Origin of the sequence: Actinosynnema sp. NPDC020468 (assembly GCF_040642015.1) — a bacterium.
Taxonomy (GTDB): domain Bacteria; phylum Actinomycetota; class Actinomycetes; order Mycobacteriales; family Pseudonocardiaceae; genus Actinosynnema.
Genome location: NZ_JBFAEO010000036.1, coordinates 37,694 through 63,321, shown reverse-complemented (window position 1 = coordinate 63,321; position 25,628 = coordinate 37,694). Strand labels below are relative to the sequence as shown.

The 25,628-nt window shown below is 73.5% G+C and carries 21 protein-coding genes, 1 pseudogene and 1 riboswitch; of the genes and pseudogenes, 11 read left to right on the top strand and 11 right to left on the bottom strand.

Going from position 1 to position 25,628, the window contains the following annotated elements; all coding sequences use genetic code 11:
• Positions 1–65: 65 nt before the first annotated feature.
• Positions 66–809, top strand: a complete 744-nt coding sequence (gene cobM / locus AB0G50_RS24475) for a precorrin-4 C(11)-methyltransferase (RefSeq protein ID WP_360112540.1) — start codon at positions 66–68, stop codon at positions 807–809.
• A gap of 836 nt (positions 810–1,645) precedes the next feature.
• Here the strand turns inward: cobM and AB0G50_RS24470 are convergent.
• On the bottom strand, positions 1,646–2,704 hold the full coding sequence (locus tag AB0G50_RS24470) for a cobalt-precorrin-5B (C(1))-methyltransferase (protein WP_360112538.1): 1,059 nt from the start codon (positions 2,702–2,704) through the stop codon (positions 1,646–1,648).
• Positions 2,705–2,724: 20 nt separating this feature from the next.
• Between AB0G50_RS24470 and AB0G50_RS24465 the strand changes: the two genes are divergently transcribed.
• Positions 2,725–3,438 (top strand): cobalt-precorrin-6A reductase, encoded by a 714-nt coding sequence (locus AB0G50_RS24465; protein ID WP_360112536.1) that lies wholly within the window; start codon positions 2,725–2,727, stop codon positions 3,436–3,438.
• Here the strand turns inward: AB0G50_RS24465 and AB0G50_RS24460 are convergent.
• From AB0G50_RS24460 to AB0G50_RS24450, 3 genes are read right to left on the bottom strand one after another with little or no spacing between them, the layout of a single operon-like run.
• Positions 3,413–4,876, bottom strand: a complete 1,464-nt coding sequence (locus tag AB0G50_RS24460; protein ID WP_360112534.1) for a precorrin-2 C(20)-methyltransferase — start codon at positions 4,874–4,876, stop codon at positions 3,413–3,415. The two genes, AB0G50_RS24465 and AB0G50_RS24460, sit on opposite strands and share 26 nt — an antisense overlap.
• The gene (locus tag AB0G50_RS24455; protein ID WP_360112532.1) at positions 4,873–5,499 is read right to left on the bottom strand and encodes a precorrin-8X methylmutase; all 627 of its coding nucleotides are present in this window, start codon (positions 5,497–5,499) and stop codon (positions 4,873–4,875) included. Before AB0G50_RS24455 ends, AB0G50_RS24460 begins: the two co-directional genes overlap by 4 nt.
• The gene (locus tag AB0G50_RS24450) at positions 5,496–6,503 is read right to left on the bottom strand and encodes a hypothetical protein (protein ID WP_360112530.1); all 1,008 of its coding nucleotides are present in this window, start codon (positions 6,501–6,503) and stop codon (positions 5,496–5,498) included. Before AB0G50_RS24450 ends, AB0G50_RS24455 begins: the two co-directional genes overlap by 4 nt.
• 53 nt (positions 6,504–6,556) lie before the next feature.
• A riboswitch (cobalamin riboswitch) is annotated at positions 6,557–6,632 on the top strand.
• A 54-nt stretch (positions 6,633–6,686) separates the two neighbouring features.
• Here AB0G50_RS24450 and cobN point away from each other — a divergent pair.
• Entirely contained in the window at positions 6,687–10,247 is a 3,561-nt protein-coding gene (gene cobN / locus AB0G50_RS24445; RefSeq protein ID WP_360112528.1) for a cobaltochelatase subunit CobN, read from the top strand.
• Between the two features lie 40 nt (positions 10,248–10,287).
• Here cobN and AB0G50_RS24440 read toward each other — a convergent pair whose 3' ends face one another.
• The 3 genes from AB0G50_RS24440 to AB0G50_RS24430 all read right to left on the bottom strand — a co-directional run bounded on the left by AB0G50_RS24440 (position 10,288) and on the right by AB0G50_RS24430 (position 14,335).
• Complete coding sequence (locus AB0G50_RS24440; RefSeq protein ID WP_360112526.1) at positions 10,288–11,091, bottom strand: hypothetical protein; 804 nt, start codon at positions 11,089–11,091, stop codon at positions 10,288–10,290.
• An 88-nt stretch (positions 11,092–11,179) separates the two neighbouring features.
• The gene (locus AB0G50_RS24435; protein WP_360112524.1) at positions 11,180–11,587 is read right to left on the bottom strand and encodes a lipopolysaccharide assembly protein LapA domain-containing protein; all 408 of its coding nucleotides are present in this window, start codon (positions 11,585–11,587) and stop codon (positions 11,180–11,182) included.
• Positions 11,588–11,623: 36 nt separating this feature from the next.
• Positions 11,624–14,335 carry an XRE family transcriptional regulator gene (locus AB0G50_RS24430; RefSeq protein ID WP_360112522.1) on the bottom strand — a complete coding sequence of 904 codons (2,712 nt, stop codon included), beginning with the start codon at positions 14,333–14,335 and terminating at the stop codon, positions 11,624–11,626.
• 224 nt (positions 14,336–14,559) lie between these two features.
• Here AB0G50_RS24430 and AB0G50_RS24425 point away from each other — a divergent pair, with 224 nt between their 5' ends.
• Complete coding sequence (locus AB0G50_RS24425) at positions 14,560–15,048, top strand: AAA family ATPase (protein ID WP_360112520.1); 489 nt, start codon at positions 14,560–14,562, stop codon at positions 15,046–15,048.
• Here the strand turns inward: AB0G50_RS24425 and AB0G50_RS24420 are convergent.
• On the bottom strand, positions 15,034–16,206 hold the full coding sequence (locus AB0G50_RS24420; RefSeq protein WP_360112518.1) for an ROK family transcriptional regulator: 1,173 nt from the start codon (positions 16,204–16,206) through the stop codon (positions 15,034–15,036). The genes AB0G50_RS24425 and AB0G50_RS24420 overlap by 15 nt on opposite strands.
• A 61-nt stretch (positions 16,207–16,267) precedes the next feature.
• On the opposite strand from AB0G50_RS24420, the gene xylA reads away from it, so the two are divergent.
• The 6 genes from xylA to AB0G50_RS24390 all read left to right on the top strand — a co-directional run bounded on the left by xylA (position 16,268) and on the right by AB0G50_RS24390 (position 22,379).
• Positions 16,268–17,404 carry a xylose isomerase gene (xylA, locus tag AB0G50_RS24415; protein WP_360112516.1) on the top strand — a complete coding sequence of 379 codons (1,137 nt, stop codon included), beginning with the start codon at positions 16,268–16,270 and terminating at the stop codon, positions 17,402–17,404.
• Complete coding sequence (locus AB0G50_RS24410; RefSeq protein WP_360112514.1) at positions 17,404–18,768, top strand: FGGY family carbohydrate kinase; 1,365 nt, start codon at positions 17,404–17,406, stop codon at positions 18,766–18,768. The genes xylA and AB0G50_RS24410 overlap by 1 nt, the downstream gene beginning before the upstream one ends.
• A 1,014-nt stretch (positions 18,769–19,782) precedes the next feature.
• Positions 19,783–20,790, top strand: a complete 1,008-nt coding sequence (locus tag AB0G50_RS24405; RefSeq protein ID WP_360112512.1) for an NAD-dependent epimerase/dehydratase family protein — start codon at positions 19,783–19,785, stop codon at positions 20,788–20,790.
• A gap of 28 nt (positions 20,791–20,818) precedes the next feature.
• Positions 20,819–21,394 carry a nucleotidyltransferase gene (locus AB0G50_RS24400; protein ID WP_360112510.1) on the top strand — a complete coding sequence of 192 codons (576 nt, stop codon included), beginning with the start codon at positions 20,819–20,821 and terminating at the stop codon, positions 21,392–21,394.
• Complete coding sequence (locus AB0G50_RS24395) at positions 21,391–21,654, top strand: BON domain-containing protein (protein ID WP_360112508.1); 264 nt, start codon at positions 21,391–21,393, stop codon at positions 21,652–21,654. Before AB0G50_RS24400 ends, AB0G50_RS24395 begins: the two co-directional genes overlap by 4 nt.
• On the top strand, positions 21,651–22,379 hold the full coding sequence (locus AB0G50_RS24390; RefSeq protein WP_360112506.1) for a metallophosphoesterase: 729 nt from the start codon (positions 21,651–21,653) through the stop codon (positions 22,377–22,379). Before AB0G50_RS24395 ends, AB0G50_RS24390 begins: the two co-directional genes overlap by 4 nt.
• 291 nt (positions 22,380–22,670) lie before the next feature.
• Here AB0G50_RS24390 and AB0G50_RS24385 read toward each other — a convergent pair.
• Positions 22,671–23,129, bottom strand: a pseudogene (locus AB0G50_RS24385) (SRPBCC family protein); the annotation flags it as partial.
• A 137-nt stretch (positions 23,130–23,266) separates the two neighbouring features.
• On the opposite strand from AB0G50_RS24385, the gene AB0G50_RS24380 reads away from it, so the two are divergent.
• A complete protein-coding gene (locus AB0G50_RS24380; RefSeq protein ID WP_360112504.1) occupies positions 23,267–23,791 on the top strand; it encodes a DUF6328 family protein in 525 nt (174 codons plus the stop codon).
• A gap of 27 nt (positions 23,792–23,818) precedes the next feature.
• On the opposite strand, the gene AB0G50_RS24375 is transcribed toward AB0G50_RS24380, so the two are convergent.
• Both AB0G50_RS24375 and AB0G50_RS24370 read right to left on the bottom strand, forming a co-directional pair.
• Positions 23,819–24,421, bottom strand: coding sequence for a response regulator transcription factor (locus tag AB0G50_RS24375; RefSeq protein ID WP_360112502.1), 603 nt, complete (start codon positions 24,419–24,421; stop codon positions 23,819–23,821).
• A gap of 61 nt (positions 24,422–24,482) precedes the next feature.
• Positions 24,483–25,616: a histidine kinase gene (locus AB0G50_RS24370; RefSeq protein ID WP_360112500.1), complete on the bottom strand. Its 1,134-nt coding sequence runs from the start codon at positions 25,614–25,616 to the stop codon at positions 24,483–24,485.
• Positions 25,617–25,628: the final 12 nt, after the last annotated feature.

The window sequence follows — 25,628 nt, the reverse complement described above, 5'->3', positions numbered from 1 at the left end:
GGCGGGGATGTCGCGGGTGGACCGTTCTCGTGTTCGGTGGAGATCTCTCGAGTGGAGGAACAGCGGTGACGGTCCACTTCGTCGGAGCGGGCCCGGGTGCCGCGGACCTGCTCACGTTGCGGGCCGCGCGGGTGATCGGCGCGTCGCCGGTGTGCCTGTACGCGGGCGCGCTGGTGCCGGTCGAGGTGTTGGGGCACTGCCCTCCGGGCGCGCGTCTGGTCGACACCGCCGAGCTGACCCTGGACGAGATCGTGGCCGAGCTGGTCGCCGCGCACGCCGAGGGCCACGACGTGGCGCGGCTGCACTCGGGCGACCCGTCGGTGTTCTCCGCGATGGCCGAGCAGATGCGTCGGCTGGACGCGGCCGGCGTGCCCTACGACGTGACACCCGGCGTGCCCGCCTTCGCGGCCGCCGCGGCGGCGTTGAGGCGCGAGCTGACCGTGCCGGGCGTCGGTCAGACGGTGGTCCTGACCCGCACCTCGGCCCGGGCCACCCCGATGCCGCCGGGGGAGGATTTGGCTTCACTGGGCCGAACCCGGGCCACGCTGGTGCTGCACCTGGCCGTGCAGCGGATCACCGAGGTGGTCGCCGACCTGACGCCGCACTACGGCGCCGGGTGCCCGGTCGCGGTGGTGGCGCGGGCGTCGCGGGACGACGAGTTGGTGCTGCGCGGCACACTGGCCGACATCGCCGACCAGGTCCTGACCGCCGGAGTCCGCCGAACGGCCATCATCGTGGTAGGCGAAGTCCTTGCCGCCGAAGGATTCCCGGACAGCCACCTGTACTCGACAACCCGCTGCCGCACGTAGGACGCGCGGTGTGGCCGGGCGGCGCGTTGTGGATGGGCGGTGCGTCGTGGGCGGGGAGGCCTGGTGTGGCCGGGCGGTTCGCTGTTGTGGGTGGGGCGGCCCGGTGGCGCCGAGCGGCTCGCCGTCGTGCGCGAGGCGGGCCGGTGTTGCTGAGCGGTCCTGGTTGTCTGTCGTGCGCGGGGCGGCGCGGTGTCGCCGAGCGACAAGCCACCGTGCGTGGGGCGGGCGGCTTGGGCCGCCGAACCGCCTGCCGTCGTGCGTGAGGGCGGTCTGGTGTCGCCGAACAACTCGCCGCGAAGCGTGGGGGCGGTGAATCCGGGCGGCTCGCTGTCTTGGGTGGGGCGGCCCGGTGTCGCTGAGCGGTTCCGCTGTCTGTCGTGCGCGGGGTGGCCTGGCGTCGCCGAACAGCGTGCTCTCGTGCGCGGGATGATTTCGCCGAAACGGCTCGCCGGCGTGCGTGAGGGCGGTGTGGCCGAGCGGTTCGTTGCCGTGCGTCGGGCGGCCCGGTCCCGGCTGCGAACGCCGCCGCGTGAAGAACGGCACAACTTCGCGGTGGGAGGTCAGCGGTTCGGGTTGCAGGGCGACCCGGCTGCGTATCGGCTTGCTCGGTGTCACGAGGTCGTTCGATTGTTCAACAATCCTTGCGGCCTATTGTCCTTTTGTTCAACGATCCTCTGATGTGGCGTGGTGGCGGGGGCGTGGGATTGTTGGAAGGTGGGATTGTTCAACAATCCTTACCGACTACGATTCCGGTGGTGGGCGATGGGGTGTGGTTCGGGTTGGGCGAGGGGCGGGGGCGCCGGGTGGCGCGGTGGGTGGTCGGGGTGCGGGGTGGGCTAGGCGCGGCCGACGATGGTGCCGGCGCGGTCGATGACGATGACGTCGACGGTGACCGGGGCTTCGCGGAGGACGGCTTCCGCGGTGGCGCGGGCTCGTGTCGCGATCAGGTCGCCGAGCGGGACGCCTGCGGCCTGGCACACGTGGAGGGCGCCGAGTGCGGTGTTGGCGTCGCGGATCGCGTCGGCCAGGGTCGGGTCGGGCACCAGGGCGGCGAGGAAGTCCAGGTTCACCTGCGAGCGGCCCGAGTGGAGGTCCAGGTGGCCGTCGGCGAGCTTGGACAGCTTGCCGACGCCGCCCGCGATGGTCAGTCTCGGCACCGGGTGGCGCTTGAGGTACTTGAGGACCGCGCCCGCGAAGTCGCCCATGTCCAACAGCGCGTCCTCGGGCAGCCCGTGCAGCTCCGCCGCGACCTTCTCGGACGTGCTGCCCGTGCACCCGGCGACGTGCGCGTACCCGGCCGCCCGCGCCACGTCGATGCCGCGCCGGATGCTGTCGATCCACGCCGAGCACGAGTACGGCACGACCACGCCGGTGGTGCCCAGGATCGACAACCCGCCCAGAATGCCCAGCCGGGGGTTCCAGGTGCGCTTGGCCAACTCCGCGCCGTGGTCCACCGAGATCTCCACCACGACGTCGCCCGTGCCGCCGTGCGAGCGCGCCACCAGCTCGACGTGCTCGCGCATCATCCGCCGCGGCACGGGGTTGATCGCCGGTTCGCCGACGGGCAGCGGGAGGCCGGGTTTGGTGATCGTGCCGACACCCGCGCCGGCGCGGAACACCACGCCGGTGCCGGGTTCGCCGTGCCGGACGGTCGAGCGGACCAGCGCGCCGTGGGTGACGTCCGGGTCGTCGCCCGCGTCCTTGACCACGGCCGCCATCGCGCGCCCCGTGGCCAGTTCCTCCTTGGCCAGCGCGAAAGCGGGCGTCTGTCCCTTCGGGAGGGTGATCGTGACCGGGTCCGGGAAGCCGCCGGTGAGCAGCGCCGTGTAGGCCGCGGTGGTCGCGGCGGTGGCGCAGGCGCCGGTCGTCCAGCCGAAGCGCAGGTTCGTGCTCACCACGACAGGATGCAGCAGCCGTGAGGACGGTGCTCCTGCTGGGTGGCACCGGCGAGGGCCGGGCGCTGGCCGCCGCGCTGACCGGGTTCCGGGTGGTGTCGTCGTTGGCGGGCCGCGTCTCGGCGCCGCGACTGCCGGTCGGCGAGGTGCGGATCGGCGGGTTCGGCGGTGTCGACGGCCTGGTCGACCACCTGGCGCGGGAACGGGTGGACGCGGTGGTCGACGCCACGCACCCGTTCGCGGAGCGCATCACGGCCAACGCGCGCGCGGCGTGCGCCCGGGCCCGCGTGCCGTTCCTCGTGCTGCGCCGACCCGGCTGGACCGAGCGGCCGGGCGACCGCTGGCAGTGGGTGGCCTCGGTCGCCGAGGCCGCCGCCGCGGTGGCGGGCCGGCGGGCGTTCATCACCACCGGACGGCAGGAGTTGGCGCACTTCACCGCCGGCGTCGCGCGCACCGTCGACCCGCCCGACCCGCCGGTGCCCGGCGTCCGGGTGCTGCTGGACCGCGGACCGTACACAGTGGACGGTGAGGTGGCGCTGCTGCGCGAGATCCGCGCCGAGGTGCTGGTGACCAAGGACAGCGGCGGCGACATGACCGCGGCCAAGCTGGTCGCGGCCCGTCACCTCGGACTGCCGGTGGTCGTGGTCCGACGGCCACCGCTCCCGGACGTCGACGTGGTCGGCACGGTCGCGGAGGCCGTCGAGTGGCTCACCCGGGGTAGCGGCGCGGGGTGAAGACGACGCCCTTGGCCGTCACCACGGTTTGCGACGAACCGATCAGCAGCAGGCACCGCATGTCCACAGTGGACGGATCGAGGTCGGCCAGCCGGACCACCCGGACGCTCTCCTCCGGGCCGCCCACGTCCCGGCCGATCACCACCGGCGTGTCGGCGGAACGGTGGCGCAGCAGCAGGTCCCGGGCGGCCTCGACCTGCCAGGCGCGGCTGCGGGACGCCGGGTTGTAGATCGCCAACACCAGGTCCGCGCCGGCGGCGGCGTCCAGGCGGGAGGCGATGACGTCCCACGGCTTGAGCCGGTCGGACAGCGAGATCACCGCGTAGTCGTGACCCAGCGGCGCGCCCGCGCGGCTGGCGACCGCGTGCGCGGCGGTCAACCCCGGCAGCACGCGCACCGGCACGTCGGCGAACTGCGCCTCGGCGGCGACCTCCAGCACCGCGCCCGCCATCGCGAACACGCCCGGGTCGCCGGAGGACACGACCGCGACCCGCCGGCCCTGCTTGGCCAGGTCCAGTGCGAACGCGGCCCGCTCGGACTCGACCTTGTTGTCCGAGGCGTGCTTGCGCTGCCTCGGGTTCGCGGTGACCCGGTTCAGGTAGGTGACGTAGCCGACCAGGTCGTCCGCCTCGGCCAGCGCGCGGCGGGCCTGCGGGGTCAACCACTCCGGACCGGCCGGGCCGAGGCCGACCACGACCACCTCGCCCACGCTGTCCCGGCGGTGGTTCGGCCTGCTCGGCAGCAGCGCCAACGAGAAGTACGGCACGCTGGAGGAGTCCACTTCGGACAGACGCGCGGTGCGCTGCCCGCCGGTGGTGGCCCGTTCCACGTACCAGGCCTCGTCCAGCCGCCCGGCGCGCGCGAGGGCGTCCCGGACGTGGTCGACGGTGCGGCCCAGCTTCATGATCGCGACCGGGTCGCCGTGCGACAGGTGCTCCACGAGGGTGTCCGGCGGCAGCGTGCCGGGCAGCACGGTCAGCACCTCGTCCCGCTCCACCAGCGGGGTGCCGACCACCGCCGCGCCCGCGCTGACCGACGTCACGCCGGGGACGACCTCGGTCGGGTAGCGGTGCGCGAGCCGCTTGTGCAGGTGCATGTACGAGCCGTAGAAGAACGGGTCGCCGGCGGCCAGCACGACCACGGTGCGGCCGGCGTCGAGGTGCGCGGCCAGACGTCGCGCGCACTCCTCGTAGAAGCCGTCCATCTCGCCCTGGTAGTCGTCGCTGTCCTCGGTGGTGACCGGGTAGACCAGCTGCTCCTCGACCTGGTCGCCGCGCAGGTACGGCTCGGCGATCCGCCGGGCGACGCTGCGGCCGTGCCGGGCGCTGTGGAACACCACGACGTCCGCCGACCCGATCAGTCGCGCGGCCTTGACCGTCACCAGCTCCGGGTCGCCCGGACCGACGCCGACCCCGTACAGCCTGCCGACCCCGGTCATTCGTCCTCGCTCGCGATCGCGTTCAGGGCCGCCGCGGTGATGGCGCTGCCGCCCCGCCGTCCGCGCACGACCAGGTACTCCAGCCCGAGTTCGTTGGCGGCCAAGGCGTCCTTCGACTCGGCCGCGCCGATGAAGCCGACCGGGACGCCCAGCACGGCGGCCGGTGTCGGCGCGCCCGCGGCGATCAGGTCGAGCAGGTGGAACAACGCGGTCGGCGCGTTGCCGATCGCGACCACCGCGCCGTCGAGCCGGTCCCGCCACAGCTCCAGCGCCGCGGCGCTGCGGGTGGTGCCCAGCTCCCGGGCCAGGTCGGGCACGCGCGGGTCGTTCAACGTGCACACCACGTCGTTGTCGGCGGGCAGCCGCTTGCGGGTCACGCCGGCGGCGACCATCTGCGCGTCGCACAGGATCGGCGCGCCCGCGCGGAGGGCCCGCGCGGCGCGGTCGACCACGTCGGGGGAGAACGCGACGTCGCGGACCAGGTCGACCATGCCGCAGGCGTGGATCATCCGCACCGCGACCCGCGCGACGTCGGTCGGCAGCCCGGAGAGGTCGGCCTCGGCCCGGATGGTCGCGAACGAGCGGCGGTAGATCTCCGCGCCGTCCCTGATGTAGCTGGTCACCTGATCTCCTCGTAGCCCTCGCCGGTCGCGACGAACTCCACCACGTCACCCGCCGGCCTGCCGCACCGGCGTGCGCAACCCGACCAGTGCGCCGGACGGGCGCGCGGCGTGCCGACCCAGCGGGTGACGTCCGCGCGCACGTCGGACAGCGACTTGGCGCACCCCGGCCGCCCGGTGCACGCGGTGACCCCGTGCCACGGCGAGTCGACCGAGGTGAACAGGCCGTCGACGGGCGCGTCGGCGGGCAGCACGAAGCCGCGCCACGGCGTGATCCGGACCGGCGTGCCGGCGAGCAGGCGGGCGTCGAGCCGACCCAGCGGGACACCGGTGACCAGCCGGCCGTCGACGGGCCCGGGTGCGACCGGCGTCACAGCCGGTGCGAGACGCTCGGCGCCCGGGGTGCCCAGCCGCTCGGTGACCTTGCGCACACCGTCGTCCACTTCGGACAGCCGCCACGCGTCGCCCCGGAGGTCCTGGAACGCCTCGGCGGCGGCGACCACCGCGGCGACCGGGTCGGTCACCCGGAGTCCGGAATCCCGGCCGGCCAGGAACAGCGCGTCGCCGACGAGTCCGATGTCGCCGTTGAGCCCGCTCACCGCGGCGCCCACCGTGACGAGGAAGCGGCCCGGCAGGTCGGCGAGCTTCGGCACCGCGCACAGCGCCCGGTCCAGCGCGTCCACCAGGGCCTGGTTGTCCTCCAGCGGCGCGGCGACGATGTTGCGCATCCGCTCGTGGCTGCGCGACGGCAGCAGCCCGGCGTCGGTCAGCATGGCCGCGAGCGTGTGCTCCGCACCCGGCGCCAAGCCCCTGACCTGGAGGTTCGCCCGGGAGGTCAGCTCGATCTCGCCGTTGCCCAGGGTGAGCGCCGCGGTGCGCACGACGTCGAACGCCTCGGCGCCGAGCGTGCCGCCGGGCACCCGGACGCGGGCCAGTCCGCCGTCGGCCGCCCGGTGCACGTCGACGGCGCCGGGGCAGGCGTCCGGGCGAATGCGGTCGGTGGGCATGGGCTGGATGCTAGCCCGGCGGTTAGGGTGCACTCCGAACGGCGAAGCACGTGGAGGAAGCCGGTGCGAGTCCGGCGCGGTCCCGCCACTGTGACCGGAGGGCGGCCGCCCACCGGGAGTCAGGAACTCCGCTCCGCCGCACCCACGACCTGGGGCGAGGACCCCGAGGGATGGAGCTGCGCTGTGATCCTGCTGTTGTCGACCTCCGACACCGACCTGCTGTCCGCCCGGTCCAGCGGCGCCGACTACCGCCTGGGCAACCCGGCGCGGCTGGGCGTGGACGACCTCCCCGAGCTGGTCGACGGCGTGGACCTGGTGGTCGTGCGCATCCTCGGCGGGCGGCGGATGTGGGAGGAGGGCCTGGACTGGCTCCTCGCCGGTCCCCGTCCCGTGGTGGTCCTCGGCGGTGAGCAGAACCCCGACGCGCCGTTGATGGAGCTGTCCACCGTGCCCGGCGGCGTGTGCGCGGAAGCCCACGCCTACCTCGCGCACGGCGGTCCGGCGAACCTCGCGGAGCTGTTCGGGTTCCTGAGCGACACGGTGCTGCTGACCGGTTTCGGCTTCGCGCCGCCGGTCGCCGCGCCGAACTGGGGCGTGCTGGAGCGGGAGCCGTCGTCCTCGGACGGGCCCGTGGTGGCGGTGCTCTACTACCGGGCGCACCACGTGGCGGGCAACACGGCGTTCGTGCACGCGCTGTGCGACGCGATCGAGGAGCGCGGCGGTCGGGCGCTGCCGGTGTACTGCGCGTCGTTGCGCACGCCGGAACCCGCGCTGCTGGCCGAACTGGGCCGTGCGGACGCGCTGGTCGTGACGGTGCTCGCGGCCGGCGGCACCAAGCCCGCGACCGCGTCCGCCGGTGGCGACGAGGACGCCTGGGACGTCGGCGCGCTGGCCGCGCTGGACGTGCCGATCCTCCAGGGGTTGTGCCTGACGAGCAGCCGGGCCGCGTGGGACGAGAACGACGACGGACTGTCCCCTTTGGACACCGCGACGCAGGTGGCGATCCCCGAGTTCGACGGCCGGATCATCACGGTCCCCTTCTCCTTCAAGGAGATCGACGAGGACGGGCTGACCGTGTACGTCGCGGACCCCGAGCGGGCGCTGCGGGTGGCGGGCATCGCGGTGCGGCACGCGCGGTTGCGGCACATCCCGCCCGCCGACCGCCGGGTGTGCGTGATGCTGTCGGCCTACCCCACCAAGCACTCCCGGATCGGCAACGCGGTCGGGCTGGACACCCCGGCCAGCGTGGTGCGGCTGCTGAAAGCGTTGCGGGACAACGGGTACGACATCGGTGACGAGCTGCCCGGGGTGGAGAACCAGGACGGCGACGCGCTGATCCACGCGCTGATCGCGGCCGGCGGCCAGGACGTCGACTGGTTGACCGAGGAGCAGTTCCGGGGCAACCCCGTCCGGCTGCCCGCCGCGCGGTACCGCGAGTGGTACGCCACGCTGCCCGCCGACGCGCGCGAGGGCATGGAGGAGCACTGGGGCGAGGCGCCCGGCTCGTTGTTCGTGGACCGGTCGAGCGACCCGGACGGCGAGATCGTGCTGGCCGCGCTGCGGTCGGGCAACGTGGTGGTGATGGTGCAGCCGCCGCGCGGGTTCGGCGAGAACCCGATCGCGATCTACCACGACCCGGACCTGCCGCCGAGCCACCACTACCTGGCCGCGTACCGGTGGCTCGACGCCGAGTTCGGCGCGGACGCCGTGGTGCACGTGGGCAAGCACGGCAACCTGGAGTGGTTGCCCGGCAAGACGGTCGGCATGTCGGCCGGCTGCGGCCCGGACGCGGCGCTCGGCGACCTGCCGCTGATCTACCCGTTCCTGGTCAACGACCCGGGCGAGGGCACGCAGGCCAAGCGGCGGGCGCACGCCACGCTGGTCGACCACCTGGTCCCGCCGATGACCCGGGCCGACAGCTACGGCGACATCGCCCGGCTGGAGCAGTTGCTGGACGAGCACGGCAACATCGCCGCGATGGACCCGGCCAAGCTGCCCGCGATCCGCGCGCAGATCTGGACGTTGATCCAGGCCGCCAAGCTGGACCACGACCTCGGGTTGGCCGACCGGCCGCACGACGCCGAGTTCGACGAGCTGATCCTGCACGTCGACGGGTGGCTGTGCGAGGTCAAGGACGTGCAGATCCGGGACGGCCTGCACATCCTCGGCGAGGCGCCGACCGGTGAGCCGCGGGTCAACCTGGTGCTCGCGATCCTCCAGGCCAAGCAGATGTGGGCGGGTCAGGCGTCGGCGCTGCCCGGCCTGCGGGAGGCGTTGGGGCTCGCGGACTCCTCGCGGACCTCGACCGACGCGGTCGAGGCGCAGGCCCGGGTTCTGGTGCAGGGCATGGAGGACGCCGGCTGGGACCGCGCTGCGGCGCGCACCCTGACGGAGGTGGAGGACGTCGCCCGGATCCTGGAGTTCGCGGCGGACGAGGTCGTGCCGCGGTTGGCGCGGACCACCGACGAGATGGCGCACGTGCTGCACGCGTTGAACGGCGGGTACATCCCGGCCGGGCCCAGCGGCTCGCCGTTGCGCGGGCTGGTGAACGTGCTGCCGACCGGGCGGAACTTCTACTCGGTCGACCCCAAGGCCATCCCGTCGCGGTTGGCGTGGGAAACCGGGCAGGCCATGGCCGACTCGCTGCTGGAGCGCTACCGCGGCGAGACCGGCGAGTGGCCGCCGTCCGTCGGGTTGTCGGTGTGGGGCACGTCGGCGATGCGCACCTCCGGCGACGACATCGCGGAAGTGCTGGCGCTGCTGGGCGTCCGGCCGGTGTGGGACGACCAGTCGCGCCGGGTCACCGGGTTGGAGGTCGTGCCGACCGACGAGCTGGGTCGACCCCGGATCGACGTGACGGTGCGGATCAGCGGCTTCTTCCGGGACGCGTTCCCGCACGTGGTGGCGCTGCTGGACGACGCGGTGCGGATGGTCGCGGCGCTGGACGAGCCTGCGGAGGCGAACTTCGTCCGGGCGCACGCGGTGGCCGACCAGGCGGCGCACGGTGACGAGCGGCGCGCGACGATGCGGATCTTCGGGTCCAAGCCGGGCGCGTACGGCGCGGGTCTGCTGCCGTTGATCGACAGCCGGAACTGGCGCGGTGACGAGGACCTCGCCGAGGTCTACGCGGTGTGGGGCGGGTACGCCTACGGCCGGGAGCTGGACGGCGTCGCGGCGCGACCGGACATGGAGTCGGCCTACCGGCGGATCGCGGTGGCGGCGAAGAACATCGACACGCGCGAGCACGACATCGCGGACTCGGACGACTACTTCCAGTACCACGGCGGCATGGTCGCGACCGTGCGGGCGTTGACCGGCAGCTCGCCCAAGGCCTACGTCGGCGACAGCACCCGACCCGACGCGGTGCGGACCCGGACGCTGCACGAGGAGACCAACCGGATCTTCCGGGCCCGGGTGGTCAACCCCCGGTGGCTGGCCGCGATGCGCCGGCACGGCTACAAGGGTGCCTTCGAGCTGGCCGCGACGGTGGACTACCTCTTCGGCTACGACGCCACCACCGGCGTCGTAGCGGACTGGATGTACGAGCAGCTGACCGCCTCGTACGTGCTGGACCCGGAGAACCGGAAGTTCCTGGAGGAGTCCAACCCCTGGGCGCTGCACGGCATCGCGGAGCGACTGCTGGAAGCGGCGGACCGCGGCCTGTGGGAGCACCCCGAGGAGGCCACGCTGGCCGCGTTGAAGGACGTCTACCTCGCGGCCGAGGGGACGCTGGAGGACAACTGACCGCGCCGCCCCCTCCCGGTGCGGGAGGGGGCCGTCGGGGCTACCGCTGGTAGCGCGGCATCGGGGTCCAGTCGCCGGTGCCGCCCACCCGCGGGTCGTAGTTGGGGTCGTTGGTGCCCCGGATCTCGCCCTGCCGGTTGACCCAGTAGTAGCTGTGCTGGGTGCTCAGCTCGACGGGCCGGTTGCCGTCGTACGGGTTGACCCGGGTGTCGACGTTGCCCAGGGCCTCGCGGAACGCGAAGTTGTTGCGGTCGTCCGAGCGCCACCGGTCCTCGACCACCTCGTCCCAGCGTCGCCGACCGTAGTCGTTGACCTCGCGGAACTTCTCGCCCAGCGCGATCGAGTTGTCCAGGTTCTGCCTGGCCAGCGCGCCCGCCATGAAGGTCTGGGACCCGGCGGGCGCGACCTGGGAGGCGACGGTGGGCAGCCACTCCCGGTAGGCGGGCCAGGACTGGGCCTGCGCCGCGGCCAGGGTGATGGAGGCGTTGCACTGGCCGTAGCCGATGGTCACGTGGGAGACGGCCATCCCGTGGCAGACGGTCGGGCCGATCGAGTAGGTCAGCTCGAACACGCCGGACGTGGTGACGCCCGGCGGTGGCTGCACCGGGTACCCGGAGTGGATCGCGGTGAGCTGCATGCTCTGCATCTGGAGGGCGTAGGCGAGGAACTGGTCCGGGCGCAACGGCTGGAACAGGCCGACCAGTCCCACGGTCATGATCGCCGCCTGCTGGTCCGGGGAGTTCAGGCAGAGCATGTTGGAGTTCTCCTGGATCGTCCACCCCTGCGGGAGGAGGAACCGGAAGAAGTTCCCGGTGTGGGGTTGGACCTCGGGCTGCGTGGTCATGCCGGGGTGATCGTCGCGGGGCCCGCTCCCGTTTCACCCCGGCGCGTCGCCTGTGTCCTCGACGGACGGACGTGCCTCCGAAGTGGATCTACAGCTGCCGCTTCGCCTGGCGGCGCAACTGCATGATCCGGGCCGCGCCGACCAATGCCACCAGGATCGCGCCGGCGATCGCGCCGAACAGCAGGGCGACACCGAGCGGCAGCGTCGCGGCGCCGCCCAGGAAGTGGACCGTGGCGTCGGTCAGGTTCTGGAGGATGAACACCAGCAGGAAGACCAGGACGACGATCGACGCCAGGACCGCCACCCAGGTGCCGCTGATCCGGGTCGGCTTGAACCGGACCTTCGCCGGCGTGGACGACGCGTCCGGGGTGGTCGGTGCGCCCGGAGCGCGCGGCTCCGGCGCGACGGCCGGGGGTGAGGTCGGCGGGTCGGTCTGCCTCGGGGGTTGCTGGACCGGGATCGCGTCGGTGCGATCCTGGTCACGCGGGGTGGTCACGTGTTCATTCTCGGACCCCGGGAGGCCGGCCGCCACTCAGGGACAGGGTGGCCGGAAGGCCAGACCTCCCACGTACCGCTGCCATTCCTCCCGGGAGATCGGGGTTTCCACCGCCTGGCACATCGCGGACACCACCACGTCGAAGTCGAACTCCCAGGAGCGGGAGGTCCCGTCGGCGTTCGAGGTGGTCACCTTGTCGGCCGTCTCGGCGAACGAGACGCCGTAGATGCCGGTGGTCCGGCCGGTGATCTTCGCCCGCGGCACCGGGCCGCGGTTGACCATGTCCCACATCCGGACCGAGTCGTCCCTGCCCACGCTGACCAGCGACGTCCCGCCGCGGCGGAACGCCAGCGCGCGCACCGAGTCGGTGTGCGCCTCCACGGACTGGATGTCGCGCGGCGCGTAGGGGTTCGTCAGGTCCTTCACCCGCAGCACGCCGTTCGCGTAGCCGACCGCGATGGTGCGCAGGTCCGAGGACAGGGCCAGCGCGGTGACGTCCGGACCGGCCGCGAACTCGCCCACCCGGCGCGGTTCCGCGGCGCTGGTCAGGTCCCACAGCCGGACCAGGCCCGAGGTGTCGAACGTGGCCAGCACCTGACCGGTCACCGCCCACGCCAGTCCGGTGACCATCTGCTGCTGACCCAGCAGGCGGGACAGCTCGACCGGTTTCGACGGGGTCGAGGTGTCCCAGACGGCGGTCTCGTTGGCGGCGGACACGGTGACCGCGAGGTGACCGTCCGGTGAGAAGCCCAGTGTGGTCAACGGGGTCGGGAAGGTGTGCGCCACCGACGGTTTGATCGCGTCGGTGATGTCCCAGATCCGGCCGGTGTACCCCTCGACGGTGGTGGCGAACGCGCGTTCGCCGCCCGCGACCACCGACGACGTCACCGAGTCGCGCGGGTCGGTCCGGCTGCCCAGGCGCACGTAGACCCGGTCGTCGGCCTCGGTGGGCACCCGGCCGTCGGGTCTGGGTCGGCCGTCCGGCGACGACGCGGCGCCGGAGGTGAAGGCCGAGCGGCTGACCATGTCGTGCGACTCGGCGGCGTACGCGCTGAGCACTCCGTCGCGCAGGTCGTCGGTCGGGCTCAGCCGGTAGGCCACGATGGCCAGTTGGTTGGCCAGGTGGGGATCGCTGTCCCGCTTGCTCTGCGCGCCGCTGGCCACGTACCAGGCGACCGAGCGGTTGCGCTCCTCGGCGACGGTCTTCTGGGCCCGGATGGCCAGCACCACGGCGCCGCTCGCGAAGACCAGCAGTACCAACAGGAGTGCGACCAACTGGCGCAGTCGGCGGGTCCGGCGGTGGGCGGTCTTCCGCTCGCGGTCGCGGGCGGCGAGGCTGTCGGCGAGGAAGTCGCGCTCCCGCGCGCTGGTGCGGACCCCGTCGCGGTGGGCCCACTCGACGGCCGTGTCCAGCCGCGTGCCGCGGTACAGCGCGTCCGGGTCGCGGGCGAGCGAGTCCCAGGTGGCGGCGGCCTCGGTGAGCTGGCGCATGGTGCGCAGGGCGTCCCGGTCGTCGGCGAGCCACCCGCGCAACCGGGGCCACGAGCGGATCAGGGCCTCGTGGGCGATCTCCACGCTGTCCCGGTCCAGGGACAGCAGCCGGGCGTGCGCCAGTCGGTCGAGGACCACGTCCACGTCGACGTCCGGGTCGAGTTCGGTCCGCGGCACCCGGCGCTTGGTGTCCTCCGTGCCGTCGCCGAGCGAGGTGAGCCGCAGGAAGACCTGCCTGGCCAGCGCGCGTTGCTGCTTCTCCAGGCTGGTGTAGGTGCGCTCGGCGGTTTGCGCGATGGCGTGCTGGACGCCGCCCGCCGCCTCGTAACCCGGCAGGGTCAACGTGGTCCCGCGCCGCCGGCGCCAGGTCTCGAGCAGGGCGTGCGACATCAGCGGCAGCACGCCCGCCTGGCCGGTCGCGTCCGCGATCAGCCGGGAGACCAGGGCGGTCTCGACCGTGCAGGACGCCTTGACGGCCGGCTGCATGATCGCCTGGCGGAGTTCCTCGGGGCCCATCGGACCCAGCAGGAGTTGGCCGTCGGTCAACGCCTCCACGAGCCGGGGGTGCGCGGCGCAGTGGCCGTAGAAGTCCGCGCGCACGCCGACCACGACGCGGCACGTGGCGTCGAGCAGGGTGTCGATGTACTCGGCGCGCTGCTCGGCGTCCGGGCAGAGGGTGAAGACCTCCTCGAACTGGTCCACGATCAGCAGGTCGCAGGTCAGGTCCAGCAGGTCGGACCGCACGCCGGACTCGCTCGGCGTCGTGACGACCGTCCGGCCCGCGAACCGCGGCACCAGGCCGGCGCGCAGCAGCGAGGACTTGCCCGCGCCGGACGCGCCGAAGACGCCGACGAACCGGCGGGCCGCGATGCGCGCGTCCAGGTCCTCCAGCACCCGGTCGCGGCCGAAGAACCACTCGGCGTCCTCGGGCTGGAACGCGGCCAACCCGGCGTAGGGCGGGTGCGCGTCCTCGGTGGTGGGCTCCGGCGGCGCGACCTCGGCGGCGACCCGGTGCCAGCGGTCCTCCCACTCGATCACGTCGCCCTCGCAGGCGCGCACGTAGGCCAGGGTGACCGCGAGCGTCGGCAGCTTCCGGCCGCCGGCGGCGTCGGACAGCGTCGTCGCCGAGTAGTGGGCGCGGGCGCCCAGCTGCCGGTAGCTGTGGCCGCCCGCCTTGTCGCGCAACGACCTCAGGTCGGCCGCGAACTTCAGCAGCGGGCTGTCGCCGACGTCTAACGGGCGCTCTCCACGCGGCACCTGCTCACCCCCTGGCGAGTTTTCCCGATTCTCCGCAGCGTTCCGGCCGACGTCCAGGCTTTCCCACCGGTGTTGCCGTGCCGCTGCCTCGGGTGCCCGCATCCGGGTGACGAGCTCGTACGCCGTTCCCCACAGTGTAATCCCCCGGGTGGGCAGTTCTCCGGCGAACGGCGCGACCACGCGGCGTGTTCCGGTCGGGCGCCCGACCGGGCAGGGTGGGTCCGGTGTTGATCGTGCTGAACGGACCGCCGGGCGTCGGCAAGTCCACCCTGGCCCGCAGGTACGCCGCCGACCACCCGCCGGCGCTGAACCTCGACGTGGACCGGGTGCGGGACCTGATCTCGGGCGACCTGGTGACCGCGGGCGTGCTGGCACGGGACATCGCGGTCGCCGCGGCGCGGGTGCACCTGGCGGCGGGCCACGACGTCGTGGTGCCGCAGTACCTCGGCCGGCCGGAATTCGCGGAGCGGCTCGAGTCCCTGGCCCGCGAACTCGGCGTCCGGTACGCGGAGGTCGTGCTGCACACCGACCGGGAGGACGCGCGGCGGCGGTACCGGGCGCGCGGCGGTGAGGCGACCGACGCGGAGTTGGCCGTGCTGCACGACCGGTTGGAAAGGATCGTCACCACTCGTAGACCTTCCGTGGTCAGGTCCGCGGCGGGTGAGGAGGACCGGGCGTACCGCGACCTGCTCGCCGCGCTAGCCCAGCACTGACGCCACGTACGGGTCCGGGTCGGCCAGGATCGCCCGGATCGCGCTGCCGGCCGCGCCGAGCACGGCCGCGTCGGCGCCCAGTTCCGACGCCACGACGCGGACCGGAGACCACTGCGCGCCCAGCACCCGGCGGGACAGCTCGGCGGCCAGCGGCGGGCCGAGCCACGGCTCCAGGTGCGCGTACGTGCCGCCCAGCACGACGGTGGGCAGGTCCAGCAGGTTGATCGCGGCGGACAGCGCCACGCCGAGCCACCGGGCGGCCGTGCGCACCGCCGCCAGCGCGGCCTTCTCGTTGCCCGCCAACGCGGTCAGCAGCTCGGCGACCGTGGTGACGCCGGCCGCCCGGACGATCCGGTCCTGACCCGCCAGGCGTTCCAGGCAGCCGCGCGACCCGCAGCCGCACACCGGGCCGCGCGGGTCGACCGGCAGGTGGCCGAGTTCGCCGCCGAAACCAGAGACGCCCTCGAACAGCGCGCCGTGCACCACGATGCCCGCGCCGATGCCGATCTCGCCGGAGATGTGCACGAAGTCCCGGCCGCCGACGCCGTGCCGGAGTTCGGCCAGCGCGGCCAGGTTCGCCTCGTTGCCCACCAGCACCGGCACGTCCAGCGCGGCCCGGCGGACCAGTTCGTCCCGCACGTCCACCTCGCGCCAGCCCAGGTTCGGCGCCACCCGCAGGGTTCCCGTGGCCGCCTCGACCAGACCCGGCACCGCCACACCGACGCCGCCGATCGGCACGTCCTCCGTGGCGGCGGCGCGGACCGCGGTCGCGACCTTCGCGAGCACGCGCGCGGGGGCGGAGTTCCGGTTGTCGCCGGGGCGGACCCACTTGCGGCGCACGTGACCGGTGAAGTCGACCAGCCAGGTGGTGATGTGGTCGACGCCGATCTCCACGCCGAGGCCGTGCGGTCCGGCGGGGGACAGGTGCAGCGCGGTGCCCCGGCGGCCGGGGCCGAGGCGGAACTCCACCTCGCCCTCGGCGATCAATCCGGCGCCGATCAACCGGTCCACCAGGCTGGACACGGTCGCCTTCGTGAGTCCGGTGGCGGCGGCGACGGCGGCGCGCGAGGATCCGGGCGCGGTGCTGAGGGCGCCGAGCACCAGCGCGGAGTTGTGGCGCCGCACGGTGTGCTGGCCGGCGGGTCGGGGTCGGGACACCACTGGATCGTAGCGGTCCCGTGGGATAAGTTCAGGCATCAAACTTATCGGAGGTGGCACGGTGGACAAGTTCAGCTTCGGTCTGTGGACCGTCGGGTGGCAGGGTCGCGACCCGTTCGGCGACGCGACCCGGCCCGTGCTCGACGCGCCGCTCGCGGTGCGCAAGCTGGCCGAGTTGGGCGCGTGGGGCGTGACGCTGCACGACGACGACCTGATCCCGTTCGGTTCCGACGCCGCCGAGCGCGACCGCCGCCTCGGGGAGTTCCGCGCCGCGTTGGACGAGACCGGCCTCGTGGTGCCGATGGTGACCACGAACCTGTTCACCCACCCCGTGTTCAAGGACGGCGGTTTCACCAGCAACGACCGGGGTGTGCGGCGGTTCGCGCTGCGCAAGGTGCTGCGGAACCTCGAACTCGCGGCGTCGCTCGGCGCGGAGACGGTCGTGCTGTGGGGCGGGCGCGAGGGCTCGGAGGTCGACGCGGGCAAGGACGTGCGTGCCGCGCTCGACCGGTACCGGGAGGCGCTCGACCTGATCGCGCAGCACTCGATCGACCAGGGGTACGGGCTGCGGTTCGCCTTGGAGCCCAAGCCGAACGAGCCGCGCGGCGACATCCTGCTGCCGACCATCGGGCACGCGCTCGCGTTCATCTCCACCTTGCAGCACCACGAGTTGGTCGGGGTGAACCCGGAGGTCGGGCACGAGCAGATGGCGGGCCTGAACTTCGTGCACGGCATCGCGCAGGCGTTGTGGCAGGGCAAGCTCTTCCACATCGACCTCAACGGGCAGAAGGGGCCGCGCTACGACCAGGACCTGGTGTTCGGGCACGGCGACCTGCTGTCCGCGTTCTTCCTGGTCGACCTGCTGGAGGGCGGCGGGTACGAGGGGCCGCGGCACTTCGACTACAAGCCGTTGCGCACCGAGGACCTGGAGGGGGTGTGGGTCAGCGCCGCGGCGAACATGCGGACCTACCGGCTGCTGCGCGAGCGGGCGACCGCGTTCCGGCACGACCCCGAGGTGCAGGAGGCGTTGCGGGTCAGCGGGGTGGCGCAGCTGTCGATGCCCACGCTGTCCCGTGGTGAGTCCATTGTGGACTTCCTGGCCGGTGCCGACGTCGACCCGGAGGTGGCCGGTGCGCGCGGGTACGGGTTCGTGCGGTTGTCGCAGTTGGCGTTGGAGCACCTCCTGGGCGCGCGCTGATGGCGCTGGTCGCCGGGGTGGACTCGTCCACGCAGTCGTGCAAGGTCGTGGTCCGGGACGCGGAGTCCGGCGCGTTGGTGCGCCAAGGGCGGGCCGCGCACCCGGCGGGCACCGAGGTGGATCCGGCGGCGTGGTGGGACGCGTTGCGGGTGGCGCTGGCCGACGCCGGCGGGCTGGACGACGTCGACGCGGTGTCGGTGGCGGCGCAGCAGCACGGGATGGTGTGCCTGGACTCGCGCGGCGAGGTGGTGCGGCCGGCGTTGCTGTGGAACGACACCCGGTCGGCGGACGCGGCGGCGGAGCTGGTCGCGGACCTCGGTGGGGCGGCGGCGTGGGCGGAGGCGGTCGGCAACGTGCCGGTGGCGTCGTTGACGGTGGCGAAGCTGCGGTGGTTGGCGCGGGAGGAGCCCGCGCACGCGGCCCGGACGTCGACGGTGTGCCTGCCGCACGACTGGTTGACGTGGCGGTTGTCCGGCGCGGCGGAGATCGTGACGGATCGCAGCGACGCCAGCGGCACCGGGTACTGGGCGTCGGTCGGCGGGTACCGGGAGGACCTGGTCGAGTTGGCGCTGGGGCACGTGCCGGCGTTGCCGCGGGTGCTGGGGCCGTCCTCCTCGGTGGGCCGGTTCGGCGCCGGCGCGGGGGACAACGCGGCGGCGGCGCTGGGGGTGCAGGCGGCGCCGGGTGACGTGGTGGTGTCGGTCGGCACGTCGGGGACGGCGTTCGCGCGGTCGTTCTCGGCGGTCGCGGACGCCACCGGGACGGTGAACGGGTTCGCCGACGCCGAGGGGGCGCACCTGCCGTTGGTGTGCACGTTGAACGCGTCCCGGGTGCTGGACGCGGTGGCCGGGTTGCTGGGGGTGGACCTGGACCGGTTGTCGGACCTGGCGTTGTCCGCGCCGGCCGGTGCGGGTGGGGTGGTGCTGGTGCCGTACCTGGAGGGGGAGCGGACGCCGGATCGGCCGCGGTCGACGGGGGCGGTGCACGGGTTGCGGTTGGAGACGTCCACGCCGGCGCACCTCGCCCGGGCGGCGGTGGAGGGGTTGCTGTGCAGCCTGGCGGACGCGGTGGACGCGTTGCGCGCGGTGGGGACGCCGGTGTCGCGGGTGCTGCTGATCGGCGGGGGAGCGCGTTCGGAGGCGGTCCGCCGCATCGCCCCGGCGGTGTTCGGCTGCCCGGTCCTGCTGCCCGACCCGAGCGAGTACGTGGCCGACGGCGCCGCCCGCCAAGCCGCCTGGACCCTGACCGACACCCCGACCCCACCGCACTGGCAGGCCCTGACCGCAACCCTCCTGGAAGCCACCCCCACCCCGTCCGTCCGCGACCGCTACGCCACCGCCCGCGACCTCACGTTGAATCGTTGAACAACCCCACAATCCAACAATCTTCCGCCCGAGTCTCTTGTTCACACATCGCTCGTGAGGATTGTCGAATCGCTCCATCATCCCCTCGTTGAACAATCCCCTCACCCGGCTGGCCCAGGTTTCGGCGGCGCACACAGCCCAAAAGCGCTCCACAGTGCGCGCGGCGCGGTGGCGGACGGAGCGGGAGGGTCACGCGGCGCCGAGCACGGCTCGCCGGGCGGACTCGAGCCCGGCGACCACCGACACACAGGGTTCGGAGGCCGCCTCCACCCAGTCCGACCCCGCCAAGCCCGCCGCGCCGCCACGGAAAGCTCGCCGCGCCGCCACGGAAAGCCAAGCCCGCCGCCCGCCCGTCCCATCCGAGCTCCCGACGATGCCTCCGAACTACCCCACCCCATCCCGCTGTGTCCCGGCCCTGTCCCGCCGCGCCACCACCCAGCTGGCCGCGCCACCATCCAGCCACTGTGCGGGCGTGTCGCTTGCCGACCCCGGGCCGAAGCCCAACCGGGGAGGTCAATCGCGCCATCACCCAGCCACTGTGCGGGTGTGTCGCCCTGTCGCCCTGCCCCGCCGCGCTGCCCGCCGCCGCTCCGCCTTGCCGCGCTGCCCGCCTTGCCCTTTCGCGCCGCGCCGCGCCGCGCTGCCTTGCCGCGCTGCCTTGCCGCGCCGCGCTGCGCCGCCTTGCCTTGCCGCCCCGCCCCGCCCCGCGCCGCCCCGCCGCGTCGCGGTGCCCGCCCTGCCGCGCCGCCTTGCGCTGCCTTGTTCTGCCGCGGTGCACTGCCCTGCCGCGTCGCCTTGCCACTGCCTCGCCCGCTGCGTTGTCCCGCCTCGCCCGCCTCGCCCCGCCGCGCTGCCTCGCGCCGCGCTGCCCGCCGCGCCCGCCCGTCGCCCGGAGCCCTTCGTCTCGCTCGCGTTGTCCAGCTGCCCTGCGGCCACCTTCGCGGGCAATGCCGTGGCCACCTCCCGGAGCGCTCCCGGTGGTTCCGGGATGTCCCGTCGGGTACCCGGCGGGACATGAGGATCGTCGTGACCGGAGCGACCGGGGGCGTGGGTACCGCGCTGTTGCGCCGATTGGCCGAAGAGCCCGGGGTGCGGCTGCACGGCGTGGTCCGCCGCCCGCCCGCCGCCGTGCCGCCCTACCGGGACGTCGAGTGGACTCCGCTCGACCTCTCCCGCGACGGGGCCGAGGTGGTCTTGGGCGAGGTGCTCGAGGGTGCCGACGCGCTCGTGCACCTGGATTGGCGGGTTCAGCCCGGGCACGACGAGCAGGCCCTCTACCGGACCAACGTCGCCGGTAGTGCGCGGGCGTTCGACGCCGCCGTCCGGGCGAAGGTGCCGCACCTGGTGCACCTGTCGTCGGTCGGGGCCTACTCCCCGGCGCCGAAGACGCGGCCCAAGGACGAGTCCTGGCCCACCGACGGCATCCGCACGTCCTCCTACAGCAGGCATAAGGTCGCCCTCGAGCGGATGCTCGACCAGATTCAGGCCGACCACCCCGAGCTGCTGATCACCAGGGTGCGCCCGGGCCTGGTGCTGCACCCGATCACGGCCCGCGAGGCCAGGCGCCACTTCCTCGGCGGGTTCGTTCCCGAGGCGCTGTTCCGGATCCGGCCGGCCGTGCTGCCGTTGCCCGCCGGGGTGGTGCTCCAGGTCGTGCACCCCGACGACGTGGCCGACGGCATCGCGCTCGCGTTGCGCGACCGGCGGGGCGGGCCGCTGAACCTCGTCGCGCAACCCCCGATCACGCCCGCCCTGCTCGCGGAGGCGCTGGGCGCCCGGCACGTCGCGGTGCCGCCGTCGGCATTTCGCGGCCTGGCCCGGCTCGCCTGGTGGGCCCGGCTGCAACCGGTGTCACCCGGTTGGGTGGACCTGGCGCTGACCGTCCCGGTGCTGGACGCGGAGCAGGCCCGCGCGGCCGGCTGGGAACCCCGCCACGACGCGCGTGACGTGCTGCGGCAGTTCCTCGCCGGACTGGCGCACGGTCGGGGGAAGCAGGGCGACCCACCGCCGCGCCCGGTGTGAGGGAACGACACCCCGGGTAGTCAGGACCATGAGCGGTGTCCAAGACGAGTTGCTGCGTTCCCTGGTCAAGGTGGCTACGGCGCTGCGCCGGGAAGGGATCCCGTTCGCGCTCACCGGTGGCTGCGCGGTGTACGCGCGCGGCGGTCCGGCGACCGAGCACGACGTGGACATCCTGGTGCGCGAGGACGACGCCCGCGCCGCGCAGAAAGCCTTGGTGGCGTGCGGGATGCGCGCCGCCGAGGCGCCGGAGGACTGGCTGGTCAAGGTCTACGACGGCGACTCCCTCGTGGACCTCCTGTTCCGTCCCAACGAGATCGAGGTGACCGACGAGATCCTGGCGCACGCCGAGGAACTCGCGGTCAGTTCGGTGACCCTGCCGGTGATGCCCGCGACCCAGGTCATGATCAGCAAACTGCTGGTCCTGGACGGGCACCGCTGCGACTTCACCGAGTTGCTGCCGTTCGCCCGCGCGCTGCGCGAGCAGATCGACTGGGACCGGGTGCGCGAGGCCGTGTGCCACTCGCCCTACGCCGAGTCGTTCCTGCTGCTGGTGCGACGGCTGGACCTGGTGCAGGCGCCCCGAATGGAGAGGAGTGCGTCATGACGGTCGAACCGCACGTGGCGGAGCAGTACCTGGCGGCCCGGTTGCGCCGGGCGCTGGCCGAGGACCCGCGCACCGCCGAACTCGGCGTGCGGGTGACCGTGCGCGGCGACAACGTCCTGCTGTCCGGCGACGTGGCGAGCCCCGAGCGGCGCGCCGAGCTGGAGGCCGTGGTGCACGACGTCGCGCCGGAGGTGACCGTGCTGGACGACGTGAAGGTCGTGCCGGTCGGCGAACCCGACGGAAGTGAGGAGATCCGATGATCCGCATCGCCGCGGTCGGCGACGTGCACCTGGGCGAGGACGCCCGCGGCCGGATGAGGCCCGCGCTGGAGAACGTGGGCGAGCACGCCGACGTGCTGCTGCTCGCGGGCGACCTGACCCGGCACGGCACGGTCGCCGAGGCGCGCGTGGTGGCCGACGAGTTCCGCGACCTGCCGGTGCCGGTGGTCGCCGTGCTGGGCAACCACGACCACCACGACGACCACCCCGTCGAGGTCTCCGACGTGCTGCGGGACGCCGGGTTGACCGTGCTGGAGGGCGACACCGCGACGTTCGGGTTCGCCGGCGGCACGCTCGGCGTGGCCGGCGTGAAGGGCTTCGGCGGCGGGTTCGCGGGCAAGTGCGGCAGCGCGTTCGGCGAGCCCGAGATGAAGGCGTTCATCCGGCACACCGGCGAGATCGCGGACCGGCTGCGCGCCGCTCTGTCCACATTGGACACCTCGGTGAAGGTGGCGCTGACGCACTACTCGCCGGTGCCCGACACGCTGCGCGGCGAGCCGCCGGAGATCTACCCGTTCCTCGGCTCCTACCTGCTGGGCGAGGCGATCGACGCGACCGGCACGCAGTTGGCCGTGCACGGGCACGCGCACTTCGGCGTGGAGCACGGCATGACCCCCGGGGGCGTGCGGGTGCGCAACGTCGCCCAGCCGGTCATCCGCTCCGCCTACGCGGTGTACGACGTGACGCCGGCGGTCGTGGACGCCTGAACCACCTGGGGGTAACGAAAATCGCCCCCCACCTCCGCGGAGGTGGGGGGCGATTTTCGTGGTGGGACGCGGTCAGCGCAGCGGGTCCTGGCCCGGACGCGGCGCGTCCAGCGGGCTCGGCGCCTGCGGCACCTGGCCGAAGCGCTCCTGACCCGGCGTCTGCGGGTGGCCCGGAACCTGGCCGCCCGGAACCTGGCCGCCCGGAACCTGGCCGCCCGGGACGTGACCCGGGAGGTGGCCGGTGGTCCGGTCGTGGCCCGGGGTTCCGGTCGGGTGGGGCGTTTCGCCGACCTGCGGCGAGCGGTCCACGTCACCGCGCCACGCGCCGGTCTCGCCGCCGCGCTGCTCGATGAACTCCTTGAACCGGGTCAGGTCGCCGGAGATGCGGTGCTCGACCAGACCCAGCGCGGAACCGGCCTTCTCGGTCAGCGTCTGCGGGTCGTAGTCCATCTGGAGGTGCACGCGGGTGTGCCGCTCGTCGAGCCGGTGGAACGTCACCACACCGGCCTGCGGCGGACCGTCGACGGAGCGCCACGCGACCCGCTCGTCCGGGTGCTGCTCGGTGATCTCGGCGTCGAACTCCCGGGTCACCCCGGCGATCTTCGTCACCCAGTGGGTGCGCTTGTCGCCGACCTGGGTGATCTGCTCGACACCTTCCATGAAGCTCGGGAACGACTCGAACTGCGTCCACTGGTTGTACGCCGTCGTCACCGGAACCTCGACGTCCACGGACTTCTCGATCGTCGTCACAGGCACTCAACCTCTCGTTCGGGAAATCGGGTTCGAACCTCGGTTACCCGCTCCACCGCGTCCCACACGGGAAAGTCCGTTGTTTAGAAAGGGGGATCCTGGCCAACGGCCTCCACAGTGGACCCCGGGGAACAAGGTTGACCAGCGGGAACACCGGGTATTCCAGCCTGGTGAGCGAGGCGGAGGAGTCGCAGCAGCGGAGACTGGCGCGCAACCTGGGCGAACTGCTCCAGGAACTGCGGGTCGCGCAGGCGGGCGTGCAGATCCTGTTCGGCTTCCTGCTGTCCATCGCGTTCACCGACCGCTACGCGGGCACCGACGGCTACGTCCGGGTGACGCACCTGGTGACGGTGCTGTGCGCGGCGGGAGCCGTGGCGCTGCTGACCGCGCCCGCCGCGTGGCACCGGATCCTCTTTCGGCGCGGCCGGCGCGAGGACATCATCGCGGTGGCCAACCGGTTCGCGGTGGCGGGCCTGGCGTTCCTCGCGGTCGCGATGACCGGGACCATCCTGCTGCTGGCCGAGGTGATCGTCGGTGGCTGGGTCGCGGTGGCACTGGGCGTCGCGGCCGGCCTGCTGTTCGGCGTGCTGTGGTTCGCCCTCCCGTGGCGGGAACGGGGTCAGGGGCCGGTCGTGGAGGACGAGGACAGACCGCTCGACTGAGCGCCTAAGTCCTTTGTGGACGAACGCTCAGATCCAGCCCTCGTCCCACGCCGTCCGCGCCGCCTCGTACCGGGTGCGGACACCGAGCTTGGTCATCGCGGACGAGAGGTAGTTGCGCACGGTGCCGGGCGCCAGGTGCGCCTCGGCGGCGATCGCGGCCACCGTGCCGCCGCGCAACGCGTGCCGCAGCACGTCCAGCTCGCGCGCGGTGAGCGGGCAGGCGTCCTCGGTGAGCGCCGCCGCCGCGATCTCCGAGTCCACGTACCGGTTCCCGGCGTGCACGTCGCGCAGGATGGACGCGAGCTGGGCGGCCGGCGTCGTCTTGGGCACGAACCCGCGCACACCCGCGCTCAACGCCCGGCGCAGCACACCGGGCCGCGCGTGCCGGGTCACGATCACCACCGACACCCCGTCGAGCGCTCGCACCGCCTCGGCGGCGAGCACCCCGTCCCGACCGGGCATCTCCAGGTCGAACACCGCGATGTCCGGCCGGTGCGCGCGCACCGCCGCCACCGCCGAGTCGCCGTCGCGCACCTCGGCCACCACCGAGATGTCGTCCTCCAACTCCAGCAACGCCGCCAACGCGCCCCGGATCAGGTCCTCGTCGTCGGCGAGCACAACCCGGATCACCGCGGCCGGCCGGTGCGCGCAAGTGCCGGTGGGACAAGGGGTTCGGCCCGGACCAGGCGGCTCACCAGGGCACCCCGGCACGGCCCACCAGCTCGAAGGCCTCGTCGCTGGAGTCGACCTCCACCCGACCGCCCACGGTGGCGAACCGCTCGCGCAGGCCCTCCAGGCCCGAACCGGGCGCGCCGGTCGGCGGCCGGGCGCCGTCGTTGCGCAGCCGCACCGACACCTGGCCGTCGGCCACCGCGATCACCACGTCGCACCGGCTCGCCGCGCTGTGCCGCAGCACGTTCGTCGTCCCCTCGCGCACCAGCGTGCCGAACAGCGACTGCAACGGCGGCGGCACGGCGGAGGCGTCGCCGCGCACGTCGGTCTCGATGCCCGCCGCCCGCAGCACGCCGACCGCGTTGGTGATCTCCGTGCCCAGGCTCGCCCGCCGGTAGCCCCGCACCACCTCGCGGGTTTCCCGCAGCGCGGTCCGGGCCAGGTCGGCGACCTCGCGGGCGTTGCGGCGCGCGCTCTCGTCGTCCCGGCCGACCAGTCGCTCGGCCAGTTCGCCCTTCAACGCGATGGCCTGGAGGTGGTGCCCCTGGATGTCGTGCAGGTCCGCGGCGAACCGCAGCCGCTCCTCGGCGATCGCGAGCGCCCGCGCCGTCGCGTTCGCCTCCTCCAACCGCCGCACCAGGTCCCAGATCCACAGCTGCACCACGATCCCGAACGTGGCCAGCACGATCGTGACCGCCGGCAGCACGACCGCGGAGCCGAAGTCCGGCGGTCCCCACAGCGCGCCGGCCGCGAGGGTCACCGCGACGCCCGCCGCGCAGTGCACCCACCGCGCGGGCGCGGGCTGGGTCGCCATCACGTGCGTGATCACCGCGGCCGGCAGCATCGCCCACACGATCGCCTCCGGACGACCGCTGTTCGCCGTGTCGACCCACGCCGCCAGCGCGATCGCGAACGTGACCAGGTGCTCCGCGGTGTGCGGTTTGTCCCGCCCGATGCCCTTCATCGCCCGCCGCACGTACCGGATGTGCTGCCCGATCACCACGACCACCGCCGCGACCAGCAGCGCGTCGCGCCACCACGGCCCGTACCGACCGCTCAGCACGTCCAGCAGCGCGAACCCGGCGACGAGCACACCGCCCGCCACCACCGAGAACCAGGTGAACCGGCGTAGCCCCCGCGTCGAGTTCTCCACGTGCGGGAATCT